Raw genomic sequence first — 23,791 nt, 5'->3', positions numbered from 1 at the left:
GCGTGCGGCGGTGCACGGCGGCCGGGTCAGAGCTCTCGCTGAGCGCGTCACGCCCGCACCCGGGACAACCGGGCGGTCGCCGCGCCAAGCCGCCGCGGCGAGAGTATCGGATAGGAAGGTTTCCTACCAGACCTGGGAACGGGGCGGGAACGGGGAGGGAACAGGGAGGGATGGGGGCGGAGTTGGGGCGCGGCTGGGGGCGCATGGCGTAGGCGGCGGGGCCCACGCGCGTGGGCGTCAGAGGCTGATGTGGTACGCCTTGCGCAGGGTCTCGTGCACGGTCCAGACGGTGCGGTCGCCCTCGCGGAGCACACACGCGTCCCCCGGGCCGATCTCCAGGGTCTCGCCGCCCTCGACCTGCACCGTGGCGCGGCCGCTCACGACGACGAACAGCTCGTTCGCCTCGGTGTCGGTGACCACGCCCGGCGTGATCTGCCAGATGCCGCGGATCTGCTTGCCGTCGGCCGACTCCCACAGGACCTTGCCGGTCACCTCTGGCGTGCCGGAGAGGATCTGGCCCGGGTCGAGCGGCTCGGGCTCGAGCTCCGCGTCGGGAATGTGAACGGCGAAGGAAGGCTGCGCGTGAGTCGTCATGGGCGGTGACTGTAGCGGGGCCCGAGGACCCCCTCTGGAACCGGTACCCGCTGGAGGATTCTCCTCCGTTGACCGCTCCGACCAGCAACTTCACCGCCACGGAATCCGCAGGCGCGGTGTCACGGAATCCGCAGGAGGCGCATCCGGCCGGAGCACGGCGCCATCGGCGCGCCGCCGGCGCGGGCACGTCCGCCGGAGCACCGATTCCGTAGCGCCCGGACCGTGAAAACCGCCCCTCGAACGACTGCCGGCCACCACCGTCACCGCTGGTCGGAGCAAGCGTCTTTGGTGGGCCCAATGTTGGTCCCGGAGATTGCGCCGCGCCCCCTGACAGCCGGGCCACGACGGCGCCACACTCCCCCCGGGCCCGTGCACCGGGCCCGCCCCCGAACCCGTCTCTCCCCCTCCCCGAACAGGAGAGTGCGATGCCCCCCACCCACGTTCGCGCCGCCGTCCTCGGCGCCGCGGCCCTGCTGACCGCCGCCATGACCGCCCCGACCGCCTCCGCGACCTCCGCCGCCTCCGCCACCCCCGGATACCTCGGGGCCTCCGCCGCGCCGACCGCGGAGCCCGCGCCCGGCGCCTCGTACAAGGCCGCGCACGACACCCTCGGCCCGCAGCGCCTGACGCCCGCGCAGCGGGCGCTCGCCGCCGCCAAGCAGGCCGAGGCGGAGAGATCGTACGAGCGGGCCCGTACCGTCGGCACGACGGGCGTCCTCGCCGGATACAAGCTCTCCGGCGGCATCCACCAGTCCCAGCAGACGTCCTACTGGTGCGGCCCCGCCACCCTGGTGATCACCCAGTCCGCCCACGACGAGGTCGGCGGGCGCTCGCAGCAGGACGCGGCGACCCTTCTCAAGACCAATACGAGCGGCACCGCCTGGTACGGCGTCAACATCAACGTGTCGAACCCCACCGGCTATCCGATGGCGGACGCCCTCAACTACCGCCTTCCCGGCGCCGGTTACGTCCCGAAGGCACTGCCCTACACCCCGACCGCCACCGACAAGGCGAACTTCAGGCAGCACATCACCCACAACACCGACAACGACTACGCCATCGCAGGCAACGCCTGGGAGGTGCCCGGCGGTCCGCACCTCGTGGGTCACCCCAACATCGAGATCTTCCACTGGGTCTCGATCGACGGCTACAACACGGACACGGCCGCCGGCCAGGTCAACTACCTCGACCCGGTAGGCGGCGTGAGCACCAGCGTCATCTCCTGGGCCGGTCCCGTACCCAAGTCCGCGCACATCTCGTCCGACACCATCACCACCATCATGGGCGGCCGTGGCTACGTCTGGTAAGCAGCCGCTTCCGGTGTCCGTCCAGGCGGACGCACCGGCACGTGACGTGACGGGCGCCTTGGTGCGCATCTCGGCGCGCGGCCTGACAGGTGCCTTGGCGCGCGTCTCGGCCGGTGCCTTGGCGCGCGGCCTGGTCGGCGTCGCCCTGACGGTGGCCCTGCTCCCGGGGTGCTCTTCAGGAGGGACCGGGTCCGGGTACGACCGGTCGGCCGCGCGGCCCACCACCCCACCGCCGACTGCGCCCGCCCCCCGCGCGCCCGCCTGCGAGGTGCCGCTGCCGGCGGCCTGGGGCACGGCGTTCGCCGCGGGCGAGTACAGGCCGCCGGGCGGGGAGCGCGCGGCCCTCGCGGACACCGGTCCCGGCTGGACCGCGCTCCAGCTCACCGGCGGCGACGGGCGGCGAGCCGTCCTCGTACGCGCGGGGGAACCGTCTCCTCGGACGCTGCTGCGGTTCGCCGACCCGGTCGGACACCAGTTGCTCGCGGCCGACTTCGACGGGCGCCGGTGGGCCGCGTTCGCCGTTCTCGAAGGCCGGACCCTGGACAGCCCGTGGAGCCTGTACGTGTGGGACGCGGCCACCGGTACGACCCGGCGCCTCGCCCGTGCCGACCGACCGGGCCCGCTCCCCCGCCCGGTCGTCCACGACGGCACCGTGGTGTGGACCCAGGGCACCGGCGCCGGGAAGGCCACGGTCTTCGCCGCCCCGGCGGGCGGTGGGCACGCGCGCGCGTGGCACACGGGAGTCCTGGACACCCCGTTCACCGCGGGCGGGCTGCTGGTGTGGCGGCAGGCCGAGGGCGGCCACACCCGGCCGGCGGCCCTCTCTCTGCGCGACGGGCGCCCGGCCGCGCTGCCCGCGCCGGTGGCCGCGCTGCGCGACATCCGCTCGCTCGTCTCCGACGGCCGCACCTGGGCATGGGTCGAGGGCGAGACCGAGCCACGGCTGATGGTGTGGCGCACGGGCGAGGCCCGGCCGCCCTGGCCGGCCGTGACCACCTCGCCCGCGGCGGACGGCATGGACCAGCTGCGGATCGCCGGCCGGCTCGTCACCTGGCGCACGCCGGAGACCTCGTACGCCCTGGACCCCGTCCCCGGCGCGTACACGCGGATCACGCCCCCGTACGGTTACGCGGCGGCCGACGGGAACGCCCTGGTCCTCGCGTACAGCGTCGGCAACGCCAAGACCGCGGGCGCGCGAGCGGTGATCCAGCTCGTGGACCCGACCCGGCTGCCCGCGCTGCCGCGCTGCGGCTGACGACCGCGGACGCGACGGCGGGCGCGGGTGCGACTGCGGGCGCGGGTGCGGGCGCGGCTGATGTACGCCGCCGAGGTTTGCGAGACCTGCGGGTGCGCCAGAGATCCAGCATGTCCACACAGGTGTCCGAAGAGGTACGGGAGGCGCTCCACGAGGGGCGCCCCGTCGTCGCGCTGGAGTCGACGATCATCGCCCACGGCCTGCCGCGCCCGCGCAACCTGGCCGTGGCGAGAGAGCTGGAGGCCCTGGTCCGGGACGGCGGGGCGGTGCCCGCGACGATCGCGGTGCTCGACGGCGTCGCCCGGATCGGCCTGGACGAGGCCGCTCTCACCCGAATCGCCGAGGACCCCTCGGTCCGCAAGCTCGGCCACCGCGACCTGGCCCCGGCGCTCGCCGTCGGGGCGTCGGGCGCGACGACCGTCTCGGCGACGGCCTGGCTCGCCGACTCCGCCGGCATACGGGTCTTCGCGACCGGCGGTCTCGGCGGGGTCCACCGGGAGTGGGCCGAGACCCAGGACGAGTCGGCGGACCTGCGACTGCTCGCGGAGGTCGGCATCACCGTCGTCTGCGCGGGAGTGAAGTCGATCCTCGACGTGCCGGCGACCCTCCAGCGCCTCGAGACCCTCGGGGTGACCGTCGTCGGCTACGGCACGGAGACCTTCCCCGGCTTCTACCTCTCGTCCTCCGGCGAACGCGTCGACTGGACCGTGCGGACACCGCAGGGCGTGGCGCGGGTGATGCGGGCCAGGGACGAGCTGGGCGGGCCGTGTTCGGCGCTGGTCGTCGGCAATCCCGTACCGCCCGAGCAGCAGCTCGATCCGGCCCTGCACGACCGGGTCCTCGCGGCCGGCCTCGCGGCGGTGCGGGAGAAGGGGATCACGGGGCAGGCGGTGACGCCGTTCCTGCTGGAGTACCTGACGGTGCACACGGAAGGAGCCTCCCTGGAGGCCAACCTGGCGGCGGTACGGGGCAATGTGTGGCTCGCGGCCCGGATCGCCGCCGCCTATGACAGACAGCGGGAGGAACTCCGCGACGAGCGCGGAACCAGGCAGCCGTGACCGGTCCTCGGCAAGGGCCCGGCCCCGGCCCCGGTGCGCTGCTGGTCGTCGGTGACGTCGTCACCGACGTGGTCGCCCGGCACCGTACGCCGCTCGCGCCCGCGACCGACACGGCGGCCGAGATCCGCACCCTGCCCGGCGGCGCCGGGGCGAACGTGGCCTGCTGGGCGGTCCGTTCGGGCTGCCCGGAGGCACGGCTCCTCGCCCGGGTCGGCACCGACTCCGCCGTCTGGCACGACCTCGAGCTGCGCCGCGCGGGCGTACGGCCGCTGCTCGTCCCGGACCAGGAGGCGCCGACCGCGACCGTGATCGCCCTGGTCGGCGCGGACGCGGAGCGTACGTTCCTGACGGACAGCGGCGCTGCGCTGCGGCTCTCGCCCGGCGACTGGTCGCCGTCCCTGCTCGACGGGGTCGCTCGGGTCCATCTCTCCGGCTACCTCTTCTTCGCCGAACGGAGCCGCGAGACGGCCCGACGGGTGCTGCGGGACGCGGGCGCGGCGGGTGTGCCGGTGAGCGTCGACCCGGCCTCTGCGGGCTTCCTCGCCGAGCTCGGCGCCGAGGCGTTCCTCACCGCGGCGGCCGGTGCCGAGTGCCTGCTGCCCAACGCGGACGAGGCCCGTCTCCTGACCGGTGACCGGGACCCGGCCGCGGCCGCGGCGGCGCTGAGCCGGCGCTTCCCGCTGGTCGCGGTGACCCTGGGCGCCGGAGGCGCCGTACTCGCCGCCGACGGCACGGTGACCGCGCGGGTCCCCGCCCCGGCCGCCGACCCGGTCGACACCACCGGCGCGGGCGACGCCTTCACCGGCGCCTTCCTGGCGGCCCGGCTCACCGGCGCGGCCCCCGACCACGCGGCGGAGGCGGGCTGCAGCGCGGGGGCGCTGGCGGTGACGTCGGTGGGCGGACGGCCCTGACTCCGCCCGCCGTTCCCTGTCGCTCCGCCAGTCGCTGCCAGTCGCTGCCAGTCGACGATCGCCGTCCGCCGGAACCCCCGTGCGTCAGTCCGCGAAACCGGTCCAGGCCGGGCGCCGCGGGTCGTCGACGCGGACGACGGCGTCGGCGGCACCGACGGGCCCGACCTCCTCCTCGTACCGGGCGAACGCGGGCAGCGTCCACGACTCCTCGGTGCGGCGGGCCAGCGCACCCGGCGAGAGCCGCAGGTGCAGCTTGACGTCGAAGGGGAACCAGTGACCGAGCAGGAACGGGCCGTGAACCACGAGGACTCCGCCCGGCGGTAGCGGTACGGCGGGGCTGCGGGTGGCCCGGTCGGTCACGGGGTTCCACAGGTCGGGCAGCACCCGCCCGCTGCCGCCCGGCTCCAGCGGGCCGAACACCTCCCGCCACAGCGCGCCGGTGTCGTACCAGTCGCTGTAGTACGCGTCGGGGTCCTGCCTGCCGTGCTCGAAGCGCAGTGACGCGGGGCGCAGAAAGCCGCCGGTCGCGACGACGAGCACGGACCTGCCGCGCAGCCGCAGCACCTCGGCGACGCGCTCGGCGAACTCTCCGCCAGGCGCGGCAGGGGCGCCGTCGACACCCACTTTGAGCCAGTCGCTGCCGTCACCGGGTTCGGTCCGGTCGACGCGGTCGGCCACGGTGTCGGCCAGCCGCTCCCAGCTGATCGCTTCGAATCGCATCCGCCCCATCCTGCCGTACGGGCCCGATCCCACGCTTGGTGGCGGGACCGGCTTGACCTTGCCGCTGGCGGCAGGGTTCGACGATCACCTCATGAACGTCGAGACACAGATACAGGCACAGGTACAGGCACAGACGCAGACCGAGGCGCAGGAGGAGCAGGCACAGACGCACCGCACCTCCCGAGTCGTCGTCGTCACCGGCGCGGGCACCGGGATCGGCCGGGCCACGGCCCGGGCCTTCGCCCGGCAGGGCGCGACGGTCGTGGCGGTGGGTCGCAGGCCGGGGCCGCTCGACGAGACGGCGGAGGGCTTCCCGGGGATCCGGCCGCTGGTCGCCGACATCACGGCGCAGGGCGCGCCGGAGGACGTCGTCCGCGCCGCCGTCGATACGTACGGTCGGCTCGACGTCCTCGTGAACAACGCCGGGGTCGCCGGCGGCGGTCCGCTCGGGACCCTGGACCGTGGGGTGATCGGCCCGCTCGTGGAGACCAACCTCGTCGCGCCGGTGCTGCTCACGCAGGCCGCCGTGCCGGCGCTCGAGGCGTCCCGTGGCGTCGTGGTCAACGTGACCACGACGGTCGGACAGCGGGGCTGGCCCGACAACTCCGTCTATCCGGCGACGAAGAGCGCCCTGGAGACGCTGACCCGCTGCTGGGCAGTGGAGCTCGCGCCGCGCGGGATCCGGGTCGTGGCGGTCGCGCCCGGTGCGATCGAGACGCCGATCGCCGACCACATGGGACTCTCCGAAGAGCAGCGCGCGGCGGTCCGGAAGTGGCAGCTGGCGCACGTCCCGCTGGGCCGGATCGGCCGGCCCGAGGAGGTGGCCTGGGCGATCACCGCGCTGGCGGCGCGGGACGCCGCGTATCTGACGGGCACGGTGCTGCCCGTGGACGGCGGGGCGCTGGTGTCGTGATACGACTGCGCGGGGAGGTGGGGTCCTTGCGCATCGGTGAACTGGCCCGGAGGACGGGGACGACGGCACGCGCGCTGCGCCACTACGAGCAGGCGGGACTGATCTCCTCGGTACGCGCGGCCAACGGGTACCGCGTGTACGAGGCGGACGCCGTCGTCCGCGTGGTCAACATCCGGTACCTGCTGGGAGCGGGCCTCACGCTGGACGACGTGTCCGCGTTCGCGAGCTGTCTCGACGGGGACATGCCCGCGACGCGGCCCTCCGCCGGCGGAGTGCGGATCGCCCGCGAGCGCCTCGCGGTGCTGGACGCGCGGATCGCCGCGCAGACGGAGGCCAGGGACCGGCTGGCGGCGGCCCTGGCCCGCTACCCGGAGCCCTCCACGCCGGACGCCCCGGGCCCTCGGCATCCGGCCACACGCCGCTGACGCACCACCGGAGGCGGAGCGGCCAGGAGACGTGCGCCTCGCGCCGACGGAGCTGAGACCGTCAGGAAGCATGCACTTCGCGCCGATGGAGGGGCGGGCCCTTCAGGAGGCATGCACTTCGCGCCGATGGAGGGGCGGGCCCTTCAGGAAGCATGCGCCTCGCACCGATGGAGGGGCGGGCCCGTCAGGAAGCATGCACCTCGCACCGATGGAGGGGGCCCCTCAGGAGGCGGCCTGCGCCTCGTCCCTGAGTTCGGCGCGCCCCGCCTCGACCGCCTCGGCGAGGGTCAGTTCGCCGTCCGCGAGGGCCCGGCAGGTGGCCGCGTCCGTGCGCAGCCGCACCTCGGCGTCGGGCGCCGGCCCTTCCCCGTACGAGAGCTGCCCGCCGGCCTCGGCGCGTACGTGGAACTCGCCCTCGTCCAGCGTCACCTGGACGACCTTCGCGCCGAGCCCGGTTAGGGCGTCGAGGAGCGGGATCGCGAACCAGTGGGCGCGGACGGCGTCGGTCGGCCGGGGTTCGCCGAGGGCGGGCGCGCCCCACGCGGCGAGGGCGCGCAGGACCGGCAGCAGCTCGCGGCCGCGTTCGGTGAGCTCGTACACGTACGCGGAGACGGGCGGCGGCAGCCTGCGCCGGGTGACGACTTCCGCGCCCTCCATGTCCTTGAGCCGGCCCGCGAGCATGTCGGTGCTGACGCCCGGGAGATCGGCGTGCAGATCTGTGTAGCGCCGTGGCCCCGCGAGGAGTTCACGGACGATCAGCAGGGTCCACCGGTCGCCTACGGCGTCGAGGGCGCGGGCTGCGGCGCAGTACTGGTCGTAGCTCCGGCGGCGTGGCTGGCGCGACGGTCGCGACTGAGGTGACTGAGGTGGCATGCGACGCAGTCTAGACAGGTTGTTGGACTTTCCAAGCTCGAACTTGGTAAAACCAAGCATCAACACTTCTGGGGAGGTCGGCGCATGGAGTTCCGGCAGTCGAGCAAGCTGAGCGAGGTCTGCTACGAGATCCGCGGCCCGGTCATCGAGCAGGCCAACGCCCTGGAGGAGGCGGGCCACAGCGTCCTGCGCCTCAACACCGGAAACCCGGCGCTCTTCGGCTTCGAGGCGCCCGAGGAGATCGTCCAGGACATGATCCGGATGCTCCCCAAGGCGCACGGCTACACCGACTCGCGCGGCATCCTCTCCGCCCGCCGCGCCGTCGCCCAGCGCTACCAGTCGATGGGCCTGACGGACGTGGACGTCGACGACGTCTACCTCGGCAACGGCGTCTCCGAGCTCATCTCCATGGCCACGCAGGCCCTCCTGGAGGACGGCGACGAGGTCCTCATCCCGGCGCCCGACTACCCGCTGTGGACGGCGGTCACGACCCTCGCGGGCGGCAGGCCCGTGCACTACCTGTGCGACGAGTCCGCCGACTGGTACCCGGACCTCGACGACATGGCCTCGAAGATCACCGACCGGACCCGGGCCGTCGTCATCATCAACCCGAACAACCCGACCGGCGCGGTGTACCCGAAGGAGATCCTGGAGGGCATCCTCGACCTCGCCCGCCGCCACGGCCTGATGGTCCTCGCCGACGAGATCTACGACCAGATCGTCTACGACGAGGCCGTCCACCACCCCGTCGCCACCCTCGCCCCCGACCTGGTCGTCCTCACCTTCGGCGGCCTGTCCAAGACCTACCGGGTGGCCGGCTTCCGCTCCGGCTGGCTGGTCGTCAGCGGTCCCAAGGAGCACGCCAGGAGCTATCTGGAGGGCCTGACCATGCTGGCCTCCATGCGGCTCTGCCCCAACGCGCCCGCCCAGTACGCCATCCAGGCCGCTCTCGGCGGCCGGCAGTCCATCCACGAGCTCACCGCCCCCGGCGGCCGGCTGCGCGAGCAGCGCGACCGGGCCTGGGAGAAGCTCAACGAGATCCCCGGCGTCACCTGCGTCAAGCCGAAGGGCGCGCTCTACGCCTTCCCGCGCCTCGACCCGGCCGTGCACCGGATCCACGACGACGAGAAGTTCGTGCTCGACCTGCTGCTGCGGGAGAAGATCCAGGTGGTGCAGGGCACCGGCTTCAACTGGCCGCGTCCCGACCACTTCCGCATCCTCACGCTGCCGTACGCCGACGACCTGGACGCCGCGATCAGCCGCATCGGGCGCTTCCTCGGCGGCTACCGGCAGTAGCGTTCCGCGTCGCCGCAATTCCGTCTCTCCTGCGATGATCTGACGGACCATCGCAGGAGAGACAGGAGAAAGGGGCCGATCCGCCATGGACTCCGCGCTGATAGCCGTCGCCGGAACCCTGCTGGGCGTGGTGGCCACCCACTGGTTCCAGGGCCGCGCCGCGCAACGCACGGCCTCGCTCGCCAGGACCGAACAGCTGCGGCAGGAACGGATCGCGACCTACAGCGCGTTCGCGGGAGCGGTCGTCGACTACCGGCAGAGCCAGAACGACCGCTGGTTCCGGGCCCATCTCGAACCCGGCACGGAGGAGGCCGAGCAGTCCCGCTACGCCTCGTACCGGCAACGCAGCGCCGCCCGGCAGGCCCTCTTCCGGGTCCAGCTGATCTGCGACGACGCGGAGACCCGGCGGCTCGCCCAGGACGCCTTCGAGAAGACCCACTGCATGCACGAGGCGACGGACGACGAGGACCGCGTGCGGCGTTCGTACGAGGCGAGGGACGCCCTCGCGCTCTTCATCGAGGCGGCCGCGCCGAGCCTGCGCTGAGCGGGTGCGGGCGCGCGAGGAGAGCGCTGCGGGTGCGTGACGGGCGCACTGCGAGTGCGCGACAGGCGCACTGCGAGTGCGCGACAGGCGCACTGCGAGTGCGCGACGGGTCGCGAGGTGCGCGCGGGAAGTCTGCGGGTACGGACCCGCGGGTAGGACACCCGTGTGGATCTCGTCGCTCCCGTCGTGGTCGAACCGCTCAGGCGACGCCGCTGCTCGGAATGCCACCAGGGCCCGCTGGAGCGGATGATCGTCGAGTTCAACGCGCCCGTCTGCCTGGACTGCGCCGATCTCGGACACCTCGTCTTCCTGCGGCGCGGGGACACCGCCCTCACCCGCCGGGCCCGTGAGGGCAGTTCGCTGTGGGCGGTGGTGGTACGGCACAACCGGCGCCGTACCCGCTACGAGCGCCAGGGCCTGCTGGTCGAGGAGGCGGCGCTCGCCCGGGCGGAGGCCGCCTGCCTCGCGGACGCCGAGGCCCGGGCGCGCCGCCGGGCCAGGGACGCGGTGCGCCGCGCCGGGCGGGACGCGGAGATCACGGCCGCCCTGGAGGCGGAGATCCTGCGGCTGTTCCCGGGCTGCCCGGCCGAGCGGGCGGAGCGGATCGCCGCGCACGCCTCGGCCAAGGGCAGCGGACGGGTGGGGCGTACGGCGGCCGGCCGGGCCCTCGACCCGGGCGCGGTCACGGCCGCGGTTCGGGCCGCCGTACGCCACGTCGACACCGACTACGACGCGCTGCTGATGGCCGGGGTGCCCCGGCACCAGGCCCGGGCCCGGATCGCGCCCACCGTCGAGACGGTGCTCCGGTCCTGGCGGCTGGACGAGGGACGGGCGGGGCGGGCGGGCTGAGGGGCGCGGCGACGCGGCGCCCTGAACTCGGCCCCGGCCCGCCCTCGGCGGGCGGCGGTCCGGTTGCGCACGGCCCGGTGCGAGCACCGGCGCGTATCGGTACGGGGGGCGCCGGTGCGGGTGCTGGGCGGGTGTCGGTGCGGGCCCGGCGCGGGCCGGTGCGTCAGGCCTGGTCGGCCGTCAGGCCTGGTCGGCCGCCGCGCGGCGGGCGCGGCGGTACAGGAGCGCTCCGCCGAGGAGCAGGGCGGCGCTCGCCGGGGCCGCGTAGCCCAGGGAGTCGGCGCCGGTGCTGGCGAGCTGGACGGAGTGGGACTGCGGCGCGGGGCCGGGGAGCTGCTCGGTGCTCGGGGCGGGCGGCAGGTTGCGCACCGGGGTCTGCGGGCGCGGGGTCGGGGTCTCGGGGTGCTCGCACTCCTCCTCGGGTCCCGACTCGTTCACCGAGGTGTTGCCGAAGGCGGGGTTGCCGATGCCGACCACGTTGACCGAGTTGCCGCTGACGTTGACCGGGAGGTCGACGGGCAGCTGGATGCCGTTGCCGGAGAGGACGCCCGGGGAGCCCTCGGCGTGGCTCCCGGCGCTCGCGCCGCCGCCGCTGTGGGCGCCGCCGTTGTGGGCGCCGCCGTGCCCGGAACCGCCGCCCCCGCGGCTGCCGCTGTCGGACGAGCCGGCTCGCGGGGTGCCGGGCAGGTCCTTGTGGGCCCGGCCGCCGGCGCGGTCCTCGGAGCCGTGATCCGAGGATCCGGAGCGGTTGGCACAGCTGTTGCCCGCCGCGGGGTTGAGCAGACCGACGACGTTGACGGTGTTCCCGCAGACGTTCACGGGCACGTGCACCGGCAGCTGAACCGCGTTGCCGGAGCCGACCCCCGGCGAACCGGCGGCGGCGCCCTGCGCCGCGGAGTCCGCGTGGGCGGCGCCCGCCGACAGCGCGAGCGCGCCGCCGGTGACCAACAGTGTGGCCAGACCACTTCGGCCAATCTGCCTCATGGTTTCCTGCCTTCCGGATGTCTTCACGGGCCCTCGCCCGTACCCGAAATAACGCCGTCCGCGAGGTGGCCGGATCCGACCGTCCGCGTGTTTCACTCCTTCGAGGGAGCGTGCGGCGGCCGATCATGGCCCGACGTCGGGCGTTCTCGGTGCGTTACGGTGACGCGGAAGGGGAGCGAGGTGACCGTGAGGCAGGAGCGACTGCGGGTGCCGGTGGGGCAGGACGCGCCGCGCTGGCGGACGCTCGGGGCCACGCGCACGGTGCTGTTCGTCGTCCACAACGTCACCTCGGCGACCCGGCTGCTCGACGTGCAACCCCTCTTCGACGACGCCCTGAACGTGCAGACTCTCGCCACCTGCACCGGCTCGTCCCCCTTCCTGGCGGGCGTCGACGAACTGCTCCGCGCGGCCGGGCTGCCGGTGGTTCCCTGGGAGCAGGCGAAGGAACTGGCCGCGGACGGCGGCGTGGACCTCGCGATCAGCGCGAGCTACGGAGGCGAACTCCATGCCTTCCAGGGGAAGTTGACCATCCTCTCACACGGTGCCGGATACAATAAGAGGCTGGCGACACCGGACACCGGACACCGGACACCGGACACCGGACACCGGACTCGGGGCGCGGGAGCCGGGCGCCCGGAACGCCGGGCACACCGCCGCTCCCGCCGCGGGATCCGGGCAGGCACCCGTGTTCGGCATCGATCCGGAGTGGCTGCTGCACCAGGGCAAGCCGCTCGCGACCGCGACCGTACTCTCCCATCCCGAGCAGCTCGACCGGCTGCGCCGCGCCTGCCCCGAGGCCGCCGCGACCGCCGTCCTCGCCGGTGATCCCTGCTTCGACCGGATGCTCGCCGCGCGCCGCCGGCGGCCGGCGCTGCGGCGCGCGCTCGGGGCGGGCGACGGCCGCCGGCTCGTCGTCCTGAACTCCACCTGGGGCCGCTCCTCCCTCCTCGGCTCGGACGAATTCCCTGCTCTTCTGCGCGAGTTGACCGAGACGCTGCCGGTCGACGAGTACCGGCTGTGCGCGGTGCTCCACCCCAACATCTGGTACGGCCACGGCCCCGGCCAGGTCCGCGCGTGGCTGCGCCGGGCCGCCGAGTCCGGCCTCACCCTGATCGACCCGCTCGGGCCCTGGCGGCAGACCGTCGCGGCGGCCGACTGCGTCATCGGCGACCACGGCTCGGTCACCTACTACGCCGCCGCACTCGGCCTGCCCGTCCTGCTCGGCGCGTTCGCCCAGCAGGACCTCGACCCCGCCTCGCCCGTCGCCGCACTCGGCCGGAGCGCGCCCCGGCTGCGGCCGGGAACCCCGCTGCGGACACAGCTCGACGCGGTGATCGACGGCCATGTGCCGGGGCGGTACGACGGGTTCGCGGCGCTCGCCAGCTCGGACCCCGGCGCGTCGGCGGGACTGCTGCGGACGCTGTTCCACGGCATGCTCGGGCTCCCCGAACCCGTCCGCCCGGCCCGGCTGCGGCCCCTGCACCCGGAGGAGACCGGGCCGCCCGACCTCACCGTGCCCGTCCGGGTGCTCACCTCGATCGCGTACGACGGCCCCGGCGGCCCGCCCGAGGTCACCGTCACCCGGTACGCCGACCCGGCCGCCGAGCCGGACGGCCCCGAGGCGGAGGACGCGCACACGGCGGTGGACGTGCGGACCGCCGACGAGGGCCGGCTCTCCCTCGCGGATCTCGTCGTGGACACGAACGGCGGCGGCACCCCGGCGGGCCCGCGCGCGGCGGAGCTGCTCGCCGAGCACCCGTACGCCGCCCTCGCCGCCGTGCGCACGGGCCCCGGACGCTGTCTGGTGCTCGACCGGGAGGGCACGGCCCTCGAACTGGCCGCCCTCCCCCGCCCCGACGGATTCGCCGACCCCTGCGACCCCTGCGCCCACGCCTCGGCCGCCTACGCCTGGCGGGCGAGCGGCCGACCGCTCGGCGCGCTCGCCACCGCGGGCGCCCTCGTCGTGACGACGGGCCCGATACGCCACCGCGTGACGGTCCACGAGGTGCCGTACGGGCTCTAGGAGCCCACGTACCTAGGAGCCGAGCGCGTCCCGTTCGGCGCGCAGGGCCGCCGCGCGGGGCGCGCCGAGGCGTTCGTAACGCTCGATCGCCTCGGTCAGGAAGCGCCGGCGTTCCTCCGGCGCGGCCGCGGCGCGGGCGCGCAGCTCCGCGATGTCCGCGTCCTGGACCGGGGCCTGTTCCCGGGCCATCCGCTCGGCGGCCTCCGCGAGGATCGCGGCGGCACGCCCGCGGTTCCCCGCGGCGAGCGCCGCCTGACCGAGGCTGGTCAGGACCCTGGCCTGGTTGTACGTGTCGGGGACGGGCAGCTCGGCGAGGAGCCGTGCGGCCCGCTCCAGGGTGGCGGCGGCCTCCTCGTGGCGGCCCTGGCCGGAGAGGGCACGGCCCAGGTGGTGTTCCAGGAGGGCGCGGGCGCGCGGGTCCTCGGTGAGTTCACGGGCGGCGCGGAAGCACTCGGCCGCCTCCTCGGGGCGGCCCTGGGCGAGCCGTACCAGACCCAGGGACTCGACCGCCGTGGCCTCGCCCCGGCGGTGTCCGCAGCGCCGGTCGGCCTCGGCCGCGGAGACGAAGGCCTCCTCGGCCTCGCCGTGGCGACCGAGGCCGAGCAGCGCGAAGCCCAGCTGGGCGTGCATCCGGCCCTCGGCCTCGGGGACGTCGGGGCAGCGGGCGGCGGCGCGGACGCCGAGCCGGTGGGTGGTGAGCCAGTCCTGGTGGAAGCCCTGCCGCAGGAAGAGGCTCCACAGCGCCTCGCACAACTGCCAGGTGAGGTCGTCGAGTCCGTACTCGTCGGCGGTCCGCACCGCCTCGACGAGGTTCTCGCGCTCGGCGAGCTGCCACGCCGCCGCGGCACGCCGCCGGTCCTCGTCGGAGCCGGTGGCGGTGTCGAATCCGGTGGCCTCGGCGGATCCTGTGGACTCGGCGGATCCGGTGGCGGGGGCGGGATCGGTGGCCCGGTCGCGGGCCGGCCGGACGTAGGCGGGGCCGAGGTGCCAGCGGCCCGGCATGACGGTCGCGTCCGCGGCGACCGCGGCGGCCAGGTGGTGGCGCAGCAGCCGTCCCACGGCGGCGGCCGAGCGGGCGTGGCCGTCGACGCGGAGGGCGCGGCGCTCGGCGTGGGCGCGCAGCAGGTCGTGCTGGCGATAGCGGCCGGGAGCGTACTCCTCGACGAGATGGATGGCGGCGAGTTCGTCGAGCAGGGCGGCGGCCTCCGGCTCGGACACCTGGACGAGCGCGGCGGCCGCCGGGGCGGTGAGACCGGGCCAGGGGCGCAGTCCGGCAAGCCGGTAGAGGCGGGCGGCGTCGGGGCCGAGGTCGTCGTAGGAGGTGTCGGCGGCCGCGGTGACGGGATCGTGCCCCGGGTCGCCGGACTCGCCCGGTCCGCCGAGGTCGTCAGGGCCGGGTGCCGCAGCCGATGCCATGTCGCGCTCCAACTGACGCCAGGTGAGATGGGTCCGGACGGCGAGGCGTTCGCCTGCCATGCAGAGGGCGAGCGGGAGGCCGCCGCAACGGCGGGCGACGGCCTCCGCGCCGTCGGCGGACCGCGGGTCGTCGCGGCCGGAGAGGCGGGTGAGGAGGAGGGCCGCGTCGGCGGGTCCGAGCGGCGGGAGCGCGATGCGGTGGGCGCCGACCTCGCGCGTCAGACCGTCGAGCCTGCGGCGGCTCGTGACCAGCGTGAGCGAGCCGGGCCCGGTCGGGAGCAGCGGGAGCACCTGGGCGGCGGAGTGGGCGTTGTCGAGGACGGTGAGCAGGCGGCGGTCGGCGGTGAGGGTGCGGAACCAGTCGGTCTGCTCCTGCTCGTCCGCCGGCAGGTACGGGGGCGCGACGCCGAGGGCCCGCAGGAAGCGGACGAGGACGGTGGAGGGGGTGACCGCCGTGGCGGTGGCGTCGCCGCGGAGGTCCGCGTGGAGCTGGCCGCCGTCGTAGCGGTCGCGGAGGCGGGCGGCGAAGTGCAGGGCGGTCGCGGACTTGCCGATGCCACCGGTTCCGGTGAGGACGACCACGCGGGGCGCCGGGTCGTCGTCGAGCAGGGCCAGCAGACGCTCGAGTTCGTCGTGCCGGTCGGTGAAGTGGCGGGCCGGGGCCGGGAGTAACCGGGGCGGCGGGCTGCCGGGGAGGATCGCCGGGACGACGGCCTGCTCGACGGTCAGGGCGCCGATGTGCTGGGCCTGGACGACGGTGCCGTGGACGGCGCCGGTGACCTCGTTGCGGACCGAGGGGTTCACGGGCGCGGTCCGCCGGGGCCGCCCTGGCCGTAGACGTCGCCGACGGTGCCGGCCTGCACGGAGATGCTGTTGAAGACCCCGCCGTTGATGGTGTTGTTGATCACCGTGGCGGGCTGTGTCACCGGGCCCAGCTCGTCGAGAACGGACCGGAGTTCGGCGGCCGACTCGGGGTCGGCGAGCAGGCTCCTGCGCATCCGGGCGCGCCACTCGGTGCGTGCCTCGGACCGGGCCTCCGCCGCCGTCTGCTCGTCACCGCTGCCCGTGGCGCGGAGCAGGTCTTCGCGGGCGGACTCCAGCTCGGCGGCGACCGCCTCCTCGTCGCCGCCCGAACGCGCGGCGAAGAACGCGGCGATCCTGGTGCGGGCTCGCTCCCAGCCGTCACCGACCATCTGCTGGACGAGGGCGGTCGCCCCCGCCGTCGCCAGTGCCACCAACTCGGCTTCCACGAGGCCCCCTTCGAAGCGTGTGCGTCGTCACCAGCCTATCGGTCACCTCCCGAGCAGGTCGGTGATCACGCCGACCGGGTCGGCGTCGGGGGTGCCGCGGGGCCACCAGTCCTCACGGTCGGCGTCCGACTCGTACCCGTACCAGAGTCCGTCGCGGCCGAAGCGGAGCTGCAGGGAGCGGGTGGACAGCCGGTTGCGCCAGGGGCGGAAGGCCGGCAGGTCGGCGGCGAGCAGGGCGGGTCTCGCCCGGTCGAAGGGCCCGGCGGGCGGGTCCCAGGCCTCCTCCAGGACGGCGAGTCCGGCGGGGCCGCCCTGCCGCCAGGCGGCGACGGCGCGGGACAGGTCCGTGGGCGTGCGGTCGAGGGCGTAGGCGAGGTCGCGGTAGAGGGCGCGGGTCGAGGCGGTGAGGCCGGAACCGGGGTGCGCGGCGGCCAGCCGTACCGCGTCCTGCCAGGGGGTGAGGGCGGCGACGGGGTCGTGTCCGGTGGTGAGGAAGGTGTGGGCGCGCGCGGCGGCCTCTCCGGCGAGCAGGTCGAGCGCGAGCGGGTCGGGGGCGTCGGGGTCGGCGGGGAACACGGCGGGCCGGCCGGGCCGGGCGGGCGCGGGCAGCGGCGGGGGCAGCGACGGCAGGGTGTGGCCGGTGGTGGGGGCGAGCACGGTGCGCGCCGGGACGGTGGGGAGGGCCGGGGCGGCCGCCGCGGCGAGGGCGCTCTCGGCGGCGGAGCGCGCCGCGTTGCGCCGGGTGAGCTCGGCGAGCAGCTCCTGCTCGCCCCGGCCGCGCATGAGGAAGAGGACGAAGGGATCCTCGTCGAGGAGGCGGGCGGACTGGTAGCAGAGGGCGGCGGCGTGCTTGCAGGGATAGCCGTCGTCGGGGCAGGTGCAGTCGGGGACGAGGTCTCCCGGGGCGGGCAGGAGTCCGGTGACGGCCTCCAGGGCGTGCGGGACGTCCTTGTCCAGGAGCGCGGCGATGTGCTCGGGGCGTGCGGTGGCCTCGTCGAGGAAGCGCTCCCAGTCCTCGTCGGCGAGCGTCCGCAGCCGGATCTCCGCGCGGTACGGCCTCGGCCGGCTGCCGTGCACGTAGGCGACGACGCGGCCGGGGGTGACGGTGATGGCGTCCACGTGGCCGCGCTGGGCGTAGGCCCTGCCCCGGGCGAGCCGGGCCGGGTCGAGAGCGGTGTCCTCCAGGGCGTCCACCCACGCGTTGCCCCACCAGCTGGCGGCGAACCGTCCGTCGGGGGCCTCGTGCGGGGCGAGCTGGGGGAAGCTCCTGCGCCGGTCGTCGTGGCGGGCCTGGGCGCCTCGGGCCCCGCCCGCGCGGAGGCGGGAGGGCCGGGGGCGACCGGGAAGGCGGGGACCGTCGGCGGGGCGGGAGGCGTCGGGGCTCATGCGGGCCTCCTCAGGGACACCAGATCGGCCAGCTCGCGGTCGGTGAGCTCGGTGAGGGCGGCCTCGCCGGTGCCGAGAACGGCGTCGGCGAGGGCCCGCTTGGCGCGCAGCATCTCGGCGATCCGGTCCTCGACGGTGCCCTCGGCGATGAGCCGGTGGACCTGGACCGGCTGGGTCTGGCCGATCCGGTAGGCGCGGTCGGTGGCCTGCTCCTCGACGGCGGGGTTCCACCAGCGGTCGTAGTGCACGACATGGCCGGCCCGCGTCAGGTTGAGGCCGGTGCCCGCGGCCTTCAGGGAGAGCAGGAAGACGGGGATCTCGCCGGCCTGGAAGCGGTCGACCATCCGCTCGCGTTCGGCGACGGGCGTGCCGCCGTGCAGGAGCTGGGTGGCGATGCCCCGGCCGGCCAGGTGGTCGGCGAGCAGCCGTGCCATCGACACGTACTGGGTGAAGACGAGGACGGAGCCGTCCTCGGAGAGGATCGTGTCGAGGAGCTCGTCGAGCAGGGCGAGCTTGCCCGAGCGGCCGGCCAGCCGCACGCCGCGGGCCGTGGCGCGTGCGGCGGAGCCCGGCGCGGGCCGCTCCTTGAGGAAGAGCGCGGGGTGGTCGCAGATCTGCTTGAGCGAGGTCAGCAGATTCATGACGAGACCGCGCCGGGCGATGCCTTCGGCGCCCTCGATGTGCGCCATCGTCTCGCGCGCCACCGCTTCGTAGAGCGAGGCCTGTTCGCGGGTGAGGGCCACGGGATGGTCGGACTCGGTCTTGGGCGGCAGCTCGGGGACGATGCCGGGGTCGGACTTGCGGCGGCGCAGCAGGAACGGCCGGACGAGCCGGGCCAGGCGCTCGACCGCCTCCTGGTTCTCGATCTCCTCGCCGTTCTCCACGGCGCGGGCGTGCCGCGAGCGGAAGGCCTTCAGCGGGCCGAGGAGACCGGGCGTGGTCCAGTCGAGGAGCGCCCACAGCTCGGAGAGGTTGTTCTCCACGGGCGTGCCGGTGAGGGCGACCCGGGCGGGGGCGGGCACGGTGCGCAGGGCCTTGGCGGTCGCCGAGAAGGGGTTCTTGACGTGCTGGGCCTCGTCGGCGACGACCATGCCCCATTCCTGCTCGGCGAGCCGGGGCGCGCTGGTGCGCAGAGTGCCGTAGGTGGTGAGGACGAATCCGCCGTCGAGTCCTTCGAGGGTGCGGTCGGCGCCGTGGAAGCGGCGGACGGGAACGCCGGGGGCGAAGCGCTCGATCTCGCGCTGCCAGTTGCCGAGGAGCGAGGCCGGGCAGACCACCAGGGTCGGCGCGGAGCGGGCGCGGCGCAGATGGAGGGCGATGAGGGTGACGGTCTTGCCGAGGCCCATGTCGTCGGCGAGGCAGCCGCCGAGGCCGAGGGAGGTCATGAGGTCGAGCCAGGCGAGCCCGCGCAGCTGGTAGTCGCGGAGGGTGGCGTCGAGGCCGGGCGGCTGGGGCACGTCCTCGGGGCCGGCGAGCAGCCGGTCCCGGAGGGCGGCCAGGGCGCCCACGGGGACGGCGGGAACGGTCTCGCCGTCGACGTCGGCGGTGCCGGTGAGGGCGACGGCGAGCGCGTCGACCGGTTCGAGCAGCCCGAGCTCGCGCTTGCGGGCCTTGCGGACGAGATCGGGGTCGACGACGACCCACTGGTCGCGCAGCCGGACCACGGGCCGGTGGGCCTCGGCGAGGGCGTCCATCTCGCGGGCGGTGAGCGGGTCGCCGTCGAGGGCGAGCTGCCAGTTGAACCGCAGCAGCTCCGTGCTGTCGAAGAAGGCGGTGCCGTCGGTGGCCGAGCCGGGCGCGGCACGGTCGGACCGGACGACGGCGGACGCGGTGAGGGAACGCGCGAGGTCGCGCGGCCAGTGGACGGCGACGCCGGCGTCGGAGAGCCGGGCGGCGGCGGGGCCGAGCAGCTCGTACAGCTCGTCCTCGGTCAGGGGCAGGACGTCGGGCACTCCCCGCTCGAGCAGGCGGGCGAGGGGCGGCCAGACGCGTGCGGCCCGGCGCAGGGCGAGAACGGCGTCGATCCGGGCGCGCGGGCCGAAGTGCTCGTCGCCGTCGCCGGCCCAGAGGGCGGCGGCGTCGATGACGAGGGTGGGGTCGGCGAGGCTGTGGACCTGGAGGAGGGCCGCCGCGGCCTGCCGCGCCTCGCTCCTCCCGGCGGCGTCCGCTTCCGCGGACGCGTCGCTGGTGGACACGTCTTCCGTGGAATCGGATTCCGTGGAATCGGATTCTGTGGACACGTCTTCCGCGGACACGTCGAAGAGCTCGAACGGGGACAGGTCGAGCCGGAGCGAGATCCGGACGCCGGCGTCCATGCCGGCGGCTGCCTCCGCGGCCCAGGCACGCGCGCGTGGCAGCCGGCTGGCCTCGCGCGCGGCGAACGGCGCTCCGGCCGCGTGGGGCGCGGCCGGGGTGCGGGGCAGGACGTCGGCGACGGCGTCGAGGAAGGCGCGGACCAGCGCCTCGGGCTCGGGCAGCCGGAGCGGTCCGGGCCCGGGCACGGGCGTGGCGTGGGCCTCGTAGGGCATGGCGGCGGCGACGGCCCGCAGATGGGCGATGTCGTCGGCGTCGAGCGGCCCGGCGCGCCAGGCGTCGTGGTCGTCGGCGGTGAGGCCGGGCAGCAGCCGGCCGCGGGCGACCAGGTGCAGGGCGTGGAGGGCGGCGGCGCCCCAGCAGGCGGTCGCGGGGTGCGCTTGGGGATGGTGGCGGGCGGCGACGAGGTGGGGCAGGGCGTCGGCGACGGGCAGCAGCACGGCGGGTACGGTCCGGGCGCGTGCCCCGGCGCCGTGTCGCCGCACCACGGTGAGCTCGCCGCGCTCGGCGGTGGCGGGCAGCTCCGTCCCGCCGTCCGCACCGGGACGGGCGGCGGGCAGGACGCCGCCGTCGGGCGCCCAGAAGGCGACGCGGCCGTCCCTGGGCAGGGCCGCGGGGAGGAAGACGGCGGCGGCGCCGGGGAAGACGCGGGTCGCCACGGCGGGGGTCGCTGCCGGTGCCACCGCACGGCTCACCGCTGGGGTCACCGCACGGCTCACCGCTGGGGTCGTTGCACGGCTCACCGCACGGCTCATCGCTGGGGTCACGGCGCTGCTCACCTCCCGGTCCGCGACGGATTCCGACTGGACTTCCGACCTTACGGGTGAGGTCTGACAACGGCCTCACCCGGCGCTTCCCCCGGGCGGCCCAACAGAACATGACACCCGGTGCGGGGGGCGGCAGGGTGGCGGGGAACAGGCTTCGGCCGTCTCCCGACAGACGAGGATCCCGCCATGTCCCTTCACCGGCGTCTCACCATCGCCACCGGGGCCGCCCTGCTCTCGCTCGCGGTCGCGGGCTGCTCGGGCCTCGGCCGCAGCGCGGTGGGCACGATCTCGTACGAGACCGGGCACGAGGTCGGTGTGATGGTGACCAGCCCCTCCGTGAAGGGCTGCCACCGACTGGCGCCGGCGGGCGCGACGAAGGTCGAGAACTCGACGCTGGTCGACATCGTGCTCTACCGGACGCGGGACTGCCGCGGCAAGGAGCCCGTCTACCTGCCGAGCAACAGCGGGAACGAGATCACGCCGGGCACCCTGCCCTGGCGCAGCTACACCGTCGTCCACTGAGCCCGGCGGGCGTCAGGTGCCGTCCCCGGCGGGCGTCAGGCGCCGTTCCCGGCGGGCCGGGCCAGGACCCAGGTGCCGTCGTCGGTGAGGTAACGGTCGACGACGAGTCCGGCCTGCCCGAGGTGGCCTTCGAAGGCCTCGGGCGAGAGCTTCCGGGACAGGAAGGTCTGGGTCCAGCGCGCGTCCGGGAAGACGTACTCGCACAGCACCCGGTCGACGCCGTCTCCTACCGGCTCCGACGACACGATCCGCACCGTGTAGCCGGCCGGATCGCGCCTCTCCCGCGGCACGTCGTCGTGGTAGTCCGCGCCCTCGCGCTGGATGAGGACGCGGCCGTCGTCCTTCACATGGCGGCGGCAGGTCTCCAGGAGGCCCTGCCGGGTGCGGTGGTCGGCGGTGTGGACGAGGAACGAGCCGAGCACGACCGCGTCGAAGCGGCGGGGCAGCCGCAGGTCCTCGATGGGGCTGAGCACGGTCTCGACGCCCGGGGCGCGCTCGCGGACGACGTCCAGCATCTCCGCGGACTCGTCGACGGCCGTCACCGCGAAGCCGCGCTCGGCGAGCGGTGCGGTGACCCGGCCCGCGCCGCTGCCGAGTTCGAGGAGCGAGGCGCCGGCCGGAAGCGCCGCCTCGATGACCTCGGGTTCGGTGCCGACCGACAGCCGCCGGTAGAGATCGACGGCGCAGCCGTCCGGGGTGATCGGCCCGGGGCCGGTCCCTCCGTGTCCGTCGCGCTTCCGGTGGGAGTTCCGCGGTTCGCTCATGCCCTCTCACGTCCTCTCGGCTCGGTGGTCGGCGTGCTTTCGTATCGCGCTCGACGGGTGGATGCTGGAAGTGCCCGAGGGGACACCTCACCCGGGAGATGCGACGTCATGCGTACGGGGAGTGAACCGGTGACCGCGCGCAGTGCGCTGCGGCTGCGGTTCTGGCTGAGTCTGTGGGGCGTGCTGTGGGCGGCCTTCGGAACGGTGATGTTCTCGCTGGTCGAGCGGCCCGGCTGGGCGGCCGCGTGCGCGGTGCTCTTCGTGGTGGCGGCCGTCGACCTGACGCTGGTCACGCGCCACATCCGGCAGGGCCCGCACTGGCAGCCGGGGCGGGACATCCCGCCGTACGAGCCCGATCACGGCGGCCGGGGACGCTGGGGCCGCACGGGCCAGGCCGACCACGAACCGCCGAAGAGACCCTAGGGACGGTCTCGTCGATCAGGCCGCATGATCGCCGAGACGCCCTTCAAGGGCGGTCAGGGTGAGTCCGCCGCGGCCCCGCCGGAGGGGCCACGGTCGTCCGCGGGGGCGAACCGGGCCGCTTCCAGGTACTCCGGCTTGGGGTCCAGGGCGGCGGCGAGGCGGAAGTGGCGCACCGCCTGGTCGGGGCGGCCGGAGCGCTCGAAGGTGCGGGCGAGCGCGAAGTGCGCGAACGCGTTGTCCGGCTCTCTCTCCAGGACCAGGCCGAATTCGAGTTCGGCCGAGCGCAGTTGGGCGGCGGCGAAGAAGGCGCGGGCACGCAGCAGCCGCGCGGCGGTGTTCTCGGGGTGGGCGGCGATCACCGAGTCCAGGAGCTTGACGGCGCCTCTCGGGTCCCGCGCGGCCAGCAGCTGCTCGGCGGCACGGAAATCGATGACATGGGTGTCCGGGTTGCTCTCGGCCACGGTGGATTCCTTCCCCTCGCTCCGGCGGTTCAACAGCGGGCACGGTGGCCGTATTCCGTCGGGGCCCGTGGTGGCGGGCCCTCGCGAGGGTCATCTCTACCCCGTCCGGCGGGGCATGTGCCCCGAAACTCAGGAGGCGTCCGCGGCGCGCTGCCGGAGCTCCTCCCAGACCTTGCGGACCTGCGGCTCCAGTGCCTCCAGAGGGCCGTCGTTGTCGATGACCAGGTCGGCGACGGCCCGCCGCTGGGCGCGGGTGGCCTGGGCGGACATGCGGGCGCGGGCCTCGGGCTCGGTCATGCCGCGGAGCCGTACGAGCCGGTCGAGCTGGGTCTCGGGCGAGGCGTCCACGACGACGACCAGGTCGTACAGGGGGGCGAGGCCGTTCTCGGTGAGCAGGGGCACGTCGTGGACGACGACGTCGCCGGGGCCCGCGAGGCCCTCGAGCTCGGCGGATCGGGCGCCGACGAGCGGGTGGACGATCGCGTTGAGGGCGGCGAGCCGCTCGGGGTCGTTGAAGACGATCGCACCGAGCGCGGGCCGGTCGAGGGTGCCCTCGGGCGTCAGGATGCCCTCCCCGAACTCCGCGACGACGGCCGCGAGCCCGGGGGTGCCGGGCTCCACGACCTCGCGGGCGATCCGGTCGGCGTCGATCAGGACGGCCCCGTACGACACCAACAGCCGGGACACTTCGCTCTTGCCGGCGCCGATACCGCCGGTCAGACCCACCTTCAGCATGA

The 23,791-nt window shown here is 75.0% G+C and carries 23 protein-coding genes; 12 read left to right on the top strand and 11 right to left on the bottom strand.

Annotated features, from left to right (window positions below):
* Positions 1–237 precede the first annotated feature (237 nt).
* Positions 238–594, bottom strand: a complete 357-nt coding sequence (locus ACFWJO_RS18575) for a cupin domain-containing protein (RefSeq protein ID WP_386866366.1) — start codon at positions 592–594, stop codon at positions 238–240.
* 425 nt (positions 595–1,019) lie between these two features.
* Between ACFWJO_RS18575 and ACFWJO_RS18570 the strand changes: the two genes are divergently transcribed.
* The 4 genes from ACFWJO_RS18570 (at position 1,020) to ACFWJO_RS18555 (ending at position 5,125) form a co-directional block, all read left to right on the top strand.
* Complete coding sequence (locus ACFWJO_RS18570; protein ID WP_386866364.1) at positions 1,020–1,901, top strand: hypothetical protein; 882 nt, start codon at positions 1,020–1,022, stop codon at positions 1,899–1,901.
* A complete protein-coding gene (locus ACFWJO_RS18565) occupies positions 1,885–3,156 on the top strand; it encodes a hypothetical protein (RefSeq protein ID WP_386866362.1) in 1,272 nt (423 codons plus the stop codon). The genes ACFWJO_RS18570 and ACFWJO_RS18565 overlap by 17 nt, the downstream gene beginning before the upstream one ends.
* 110 nt (positions 3,157–3,266) lie before the next feature.
* Positions 3,267–4,214 (top strand): pseudouridine-5'-phosphate glycosidase, encoded by a 948-nt coding sequence (locus ACFWJO_RS18560; RefSeq protein ID WP_386866360.1) that lies wholly within the window; start codon positions 3,267–3,269, stop codon positions 4,212–4,214.
* Positions 4,211–5,125: a carbohydrate kinase family protein gene (locus ACFWJO_RS18555; protein ID WP_386866358.1), complete on the top strand. Its 915-nt coding sequence runs from the start codon at positions 4,211–4,213 to the stop codon at positions 5,123–5,125. The genes ACFWJO_RS18560 and ACFWJO_RS18555 overlap by 4 nt, the downstream gene beginning before the upstream one ends.
* An 84-nt stretch (positions 5,126–5,209) precedes the next feature.
* On the opposite strand, the gene ACFWJO_RS18550 is transcribed toward ACFWJO_RS18555, so the two are convergent.
* Positions 5,210–5,845, bottom strand: coding sequence for a uridine kinase (locus ACFWJO_RS18550; protein ID WP_386866356.1), 636 nt, complete (start codon positions 5,843–5,845; stop codon positions 5,210–5,212).
* A gap of 91 nt (positions 5,846–5,936) precedes the next feature.
* Here ACFWJO_RS18550 and ACFWJO_RS18545 point away from each other — a divergent pair, with 91 nt between their 5' ends.
* The gene (locus ACFWJO_RS18545) at positions 5,937–6,758 is read left to right on the top strand and encodes an SDR family NAD(P)-dependent oxidoreductase (RefSeq protein WP_386866354.1); all 822 of its coding nucleotides are present in this window, start codon (positions 5,937–5,939) and stop codon (positions 6,756–6,758) included.
* Between the two features lie 26 nt (positions 6,759–6,784).
* Positions 6,785–7,183 (top strand): MerR family transcriptional regulator, encoded by a 399-nt coding sequence (locus ACFWJO_RS18540; RefSeq protein ID WP_386866352.1) that lies wholly within the window; start codon positions 6,785–6,787, stop codon positions 7,181–7,183.
* A gap of 222 nt (positions 7,184–7,405) precedes the next feature.
* On the opposite strand, the gene ACFWJO_RS18535 is transcribed toward ACFWJO_RS18540, so the two are convergent.
* Positions 7,406–8,056, bottom strand: a complete 651-nt coding sequence (locus ACFWJO_RS18535; RefSeq protein ID WP_386866350.1) for a winged helix-turn-helix transcriptional regulator — start codon at positions 8,054–8,056, stop codon at positions 7,406–7,408.
* A gap of 84 nt (positions 8,057–8,140) precedes the next feature.
* Between ACFWJO_RS18535 and ACFWJO_RS18530 the strand changes: the two genes are divergently transcribed.
* The 3 genes from ACFWJO_RS18530 to ACFWJO_RS18520 all read left to right on the top strand — a co-directional run bounded on the left by ACFWJO_RS18530 (position 8,141) and on the right by ACFWJO_RS18520 (position 10,745).
* Entirely contained in the window at positions 8,141–9,352 is a 1,212-nt protein-coding gene (locus ACFWJO_RS18530; protein ID WP_386866348.1) for a pyridoxal phosphate-dependent aminotransferase, read from the top strand.
* Positions 9,353–9,437: 85 nt separating this feature from the next.
* On the top strand, positions 9,438–9,896 hold the full coding sequence (locus ACFWJO_RS18525) for a hypothetical protein (RefSeq protein ID WP_386866346.1): 459 nt from the start codon (positions 9,438–9,440) through the stop codon (positions 9,894–9,896).
* A 165-nt stretch (positions 9,897–10,061) separates the two neighbouring features.
* On the top strand, positions 10,062–10,745 hold the full coding sequence (locus ACFWJO_RS18520; RefSeq protein ID WP_386866344.1) for a DUF2293 domain-containing protein: 684 nt from the start codon (positions 10,062–10,064) through the stop codon (positions 10,743–10,745).
* Positions 10,746–10,925: 180 nt separating this feature from the next.
* Here ACFWJO_RS18520 and ACFWJO_RS18515 read toward each other — a convergent pair whose 3' ends face one another.
* The gene (locus tag ACFWJO_RS18515) at positions 10,926–11,729 is read right to left on the bottom strand and encodes a chaplin (RefSeq protein WP_386866342.1); all 804 of its coding nucleotides are present in this window, start codon (positions 11,727–11,729) and stop codon (positions 10,926–10,928) included.
* Between the two features lie 685 nt (positions 11,730–12,414).
* Here ACFWJO_RS18515 and ACFWJO_RS18510 point away from each other — a divergent pair.
* Complete coding sequence (locus ACFWJO_RS18510; protein WP_386866340.1) at positions 12,415–13,752, top strand: hypothetical protein; 1,338 nt, start codon at positions 12,415–12,417, stop codon at positions 13,750–13,752.
* 12 nt (positions 13,753–13,764) lie between these two features.
* Here the strand turns inward: ACFWJO_RS18510 and ACFWJO_RS18505 are convergent, their stop codons facing one another.
* The 4 genes from ACFWJO_RS18505 to ACFWJO_RS18490 are packed head-to-tail and all read right to left on the bottom strand — an operon-like array spanning position 13,765 to position 20,872.
* Entirely contained in the window at positions 13,765–15,972 is a 2,208-nt protein-coding gene (locus ACFWJO_RS18505) for a tetratricopeptide repeat protein (protein ID WP_386866338.1), read from the bottom strand.
* Positions 15,969–16,418 (bottom strand): hypothetical protein, encoded by a 450-nt coding sequence (locus ACFWJO_RS18500; protein WP_386866336.1) that lies wholly within the window; start codon positions 16,416–16,418, stop codon positions 15,969–15,971. The genes ACFWJO_RS18505 and ACFWJO_RS18500 overlap by 4 nt, the downstream gene beginning before the upstream one ends.
* Positions 16,419–16,460: 42 nt before the next feature.
* A complete protein-coding gene (locus tag ACFWJO_RS18495; RefSeq protein WP_386866334.1) occupies positions 16,461–17,804 on the bottom strand; it encodes an SWIM zinc finger family protein in 1,344 nt (447 codons plus the stop codon).
* Complete coding sequence (locus ACFWJO_RS18490; protein ID WP_386866423.1) at positions 17,801–20,872, bottom strand: DEAD/DEAH box helicase; 3,072 nt, start codon at positions 20,870–20,872, stop codon at positions 17,801–17,803. The genes ACFWJO_RS18495 and ACFWJO_RS18490 overlap by 4 nt, the downstream gene beginning before the upstream one ends.
* Before the next feature lie 198 nt (positions 20,873–21,070).
* Between ACFWJO_RS18490 and ACFWJO_RS18485 the strand changes: the two genes are divergently transcribed.
* Positions 21,071–21,406 carry a hypothetical protein gene (locus ACFWJO_RS18485; RefSeq protein ID WP_386866332.1) on the top strand — a complete coding sequence of 112 codons (336 nt, stop codon included), beginning with the start codon at positions 21,071–21,073 and terminating at the stop codon, positions 21,404–21,406.
* 35 nt (positions 21,407–21,441) lie between these two features.
* Here the strand turns inward: ACFWJO_RS18485 and ACFWJO_RS18480 are convergent, their stop codons facing one another.
* Positions 21,442–22,170, bottom strand: coding sequence for a class I SAM-dependent methyltransferase (locus tag ACFWJO_RS18480; RefSeq protein WP_386866330.1), 729 nt, complete (start codon positions 22,168–22,170; stop codon positions 21,442–21,444).
* A gap of 108 nt (positions 22,171–22,278) precedes the next feature.
* On the opposite strand from ACFWJO_RS18480, the gene ACFWJO_RS18475 reads away from it, so the two are divergent.
* Positions 22,279–22,593: a DUF6343 family protein gene (locus ACFWJO_RS18475; protein WP_384419961.1), complete on the top strand. Its 315-nt coding sequence runs from the start codon at positions 22,279–22,281 to the stop codon at positions 22,591–22,593.
* A gap of 53 nt (positions 22,594–22,646) precedes the next feature.
* On the opposite strand, the gene ACFWJO_RS18470 is transcribed toward ACFWJO_RS18475, so the two are convergent.
* Both ACFWJO_RS18470 and coaE read right to left on the bottom strand, forming a co-directional pair.
* Positions 22,647–23,054: a tetratricopeptide repeat protein gene (locus ACFWJO_RS18470; protein WP_386866328.1), complete on the bottom strand. Its 408-nt coding sequence runs from the start codon at positions 23,052–23,054 to the stop codon at positions 22,647–22,649.
* A 129-nt stretch (positions 23,055–23,183) separates the two neighbouring features.
* Positions 23,184–23,789: a dephospho-CoA kinase gene (coaE, locus tag ACFWJO_RS18465; RefSeq protein ID WP_386866326.1), complete on the bottom strand. Its 606-nt coding sequence runs from the start codon at positions 23,787–23,789 to the stop codon at positions 23,184–23,186.
* Between the last annotated feature and the right edge of the window lie 2 nt (positions 23,790–23,791).

The sequence above is a fragment of the Streptomyces sp. NPDC127092 genome, from assembly GCF_042722475.1.
Taxonomy (GTDB): Bacteria; Actinomycetota; Actinomycetes; order Streptomycetales; family Streptomycetaceae; genus Streptomyces.
Note: the sequence above shows the minus strand (reverse complement) of the source record. Positions and strands in the feature narration are given on the sequence as shown.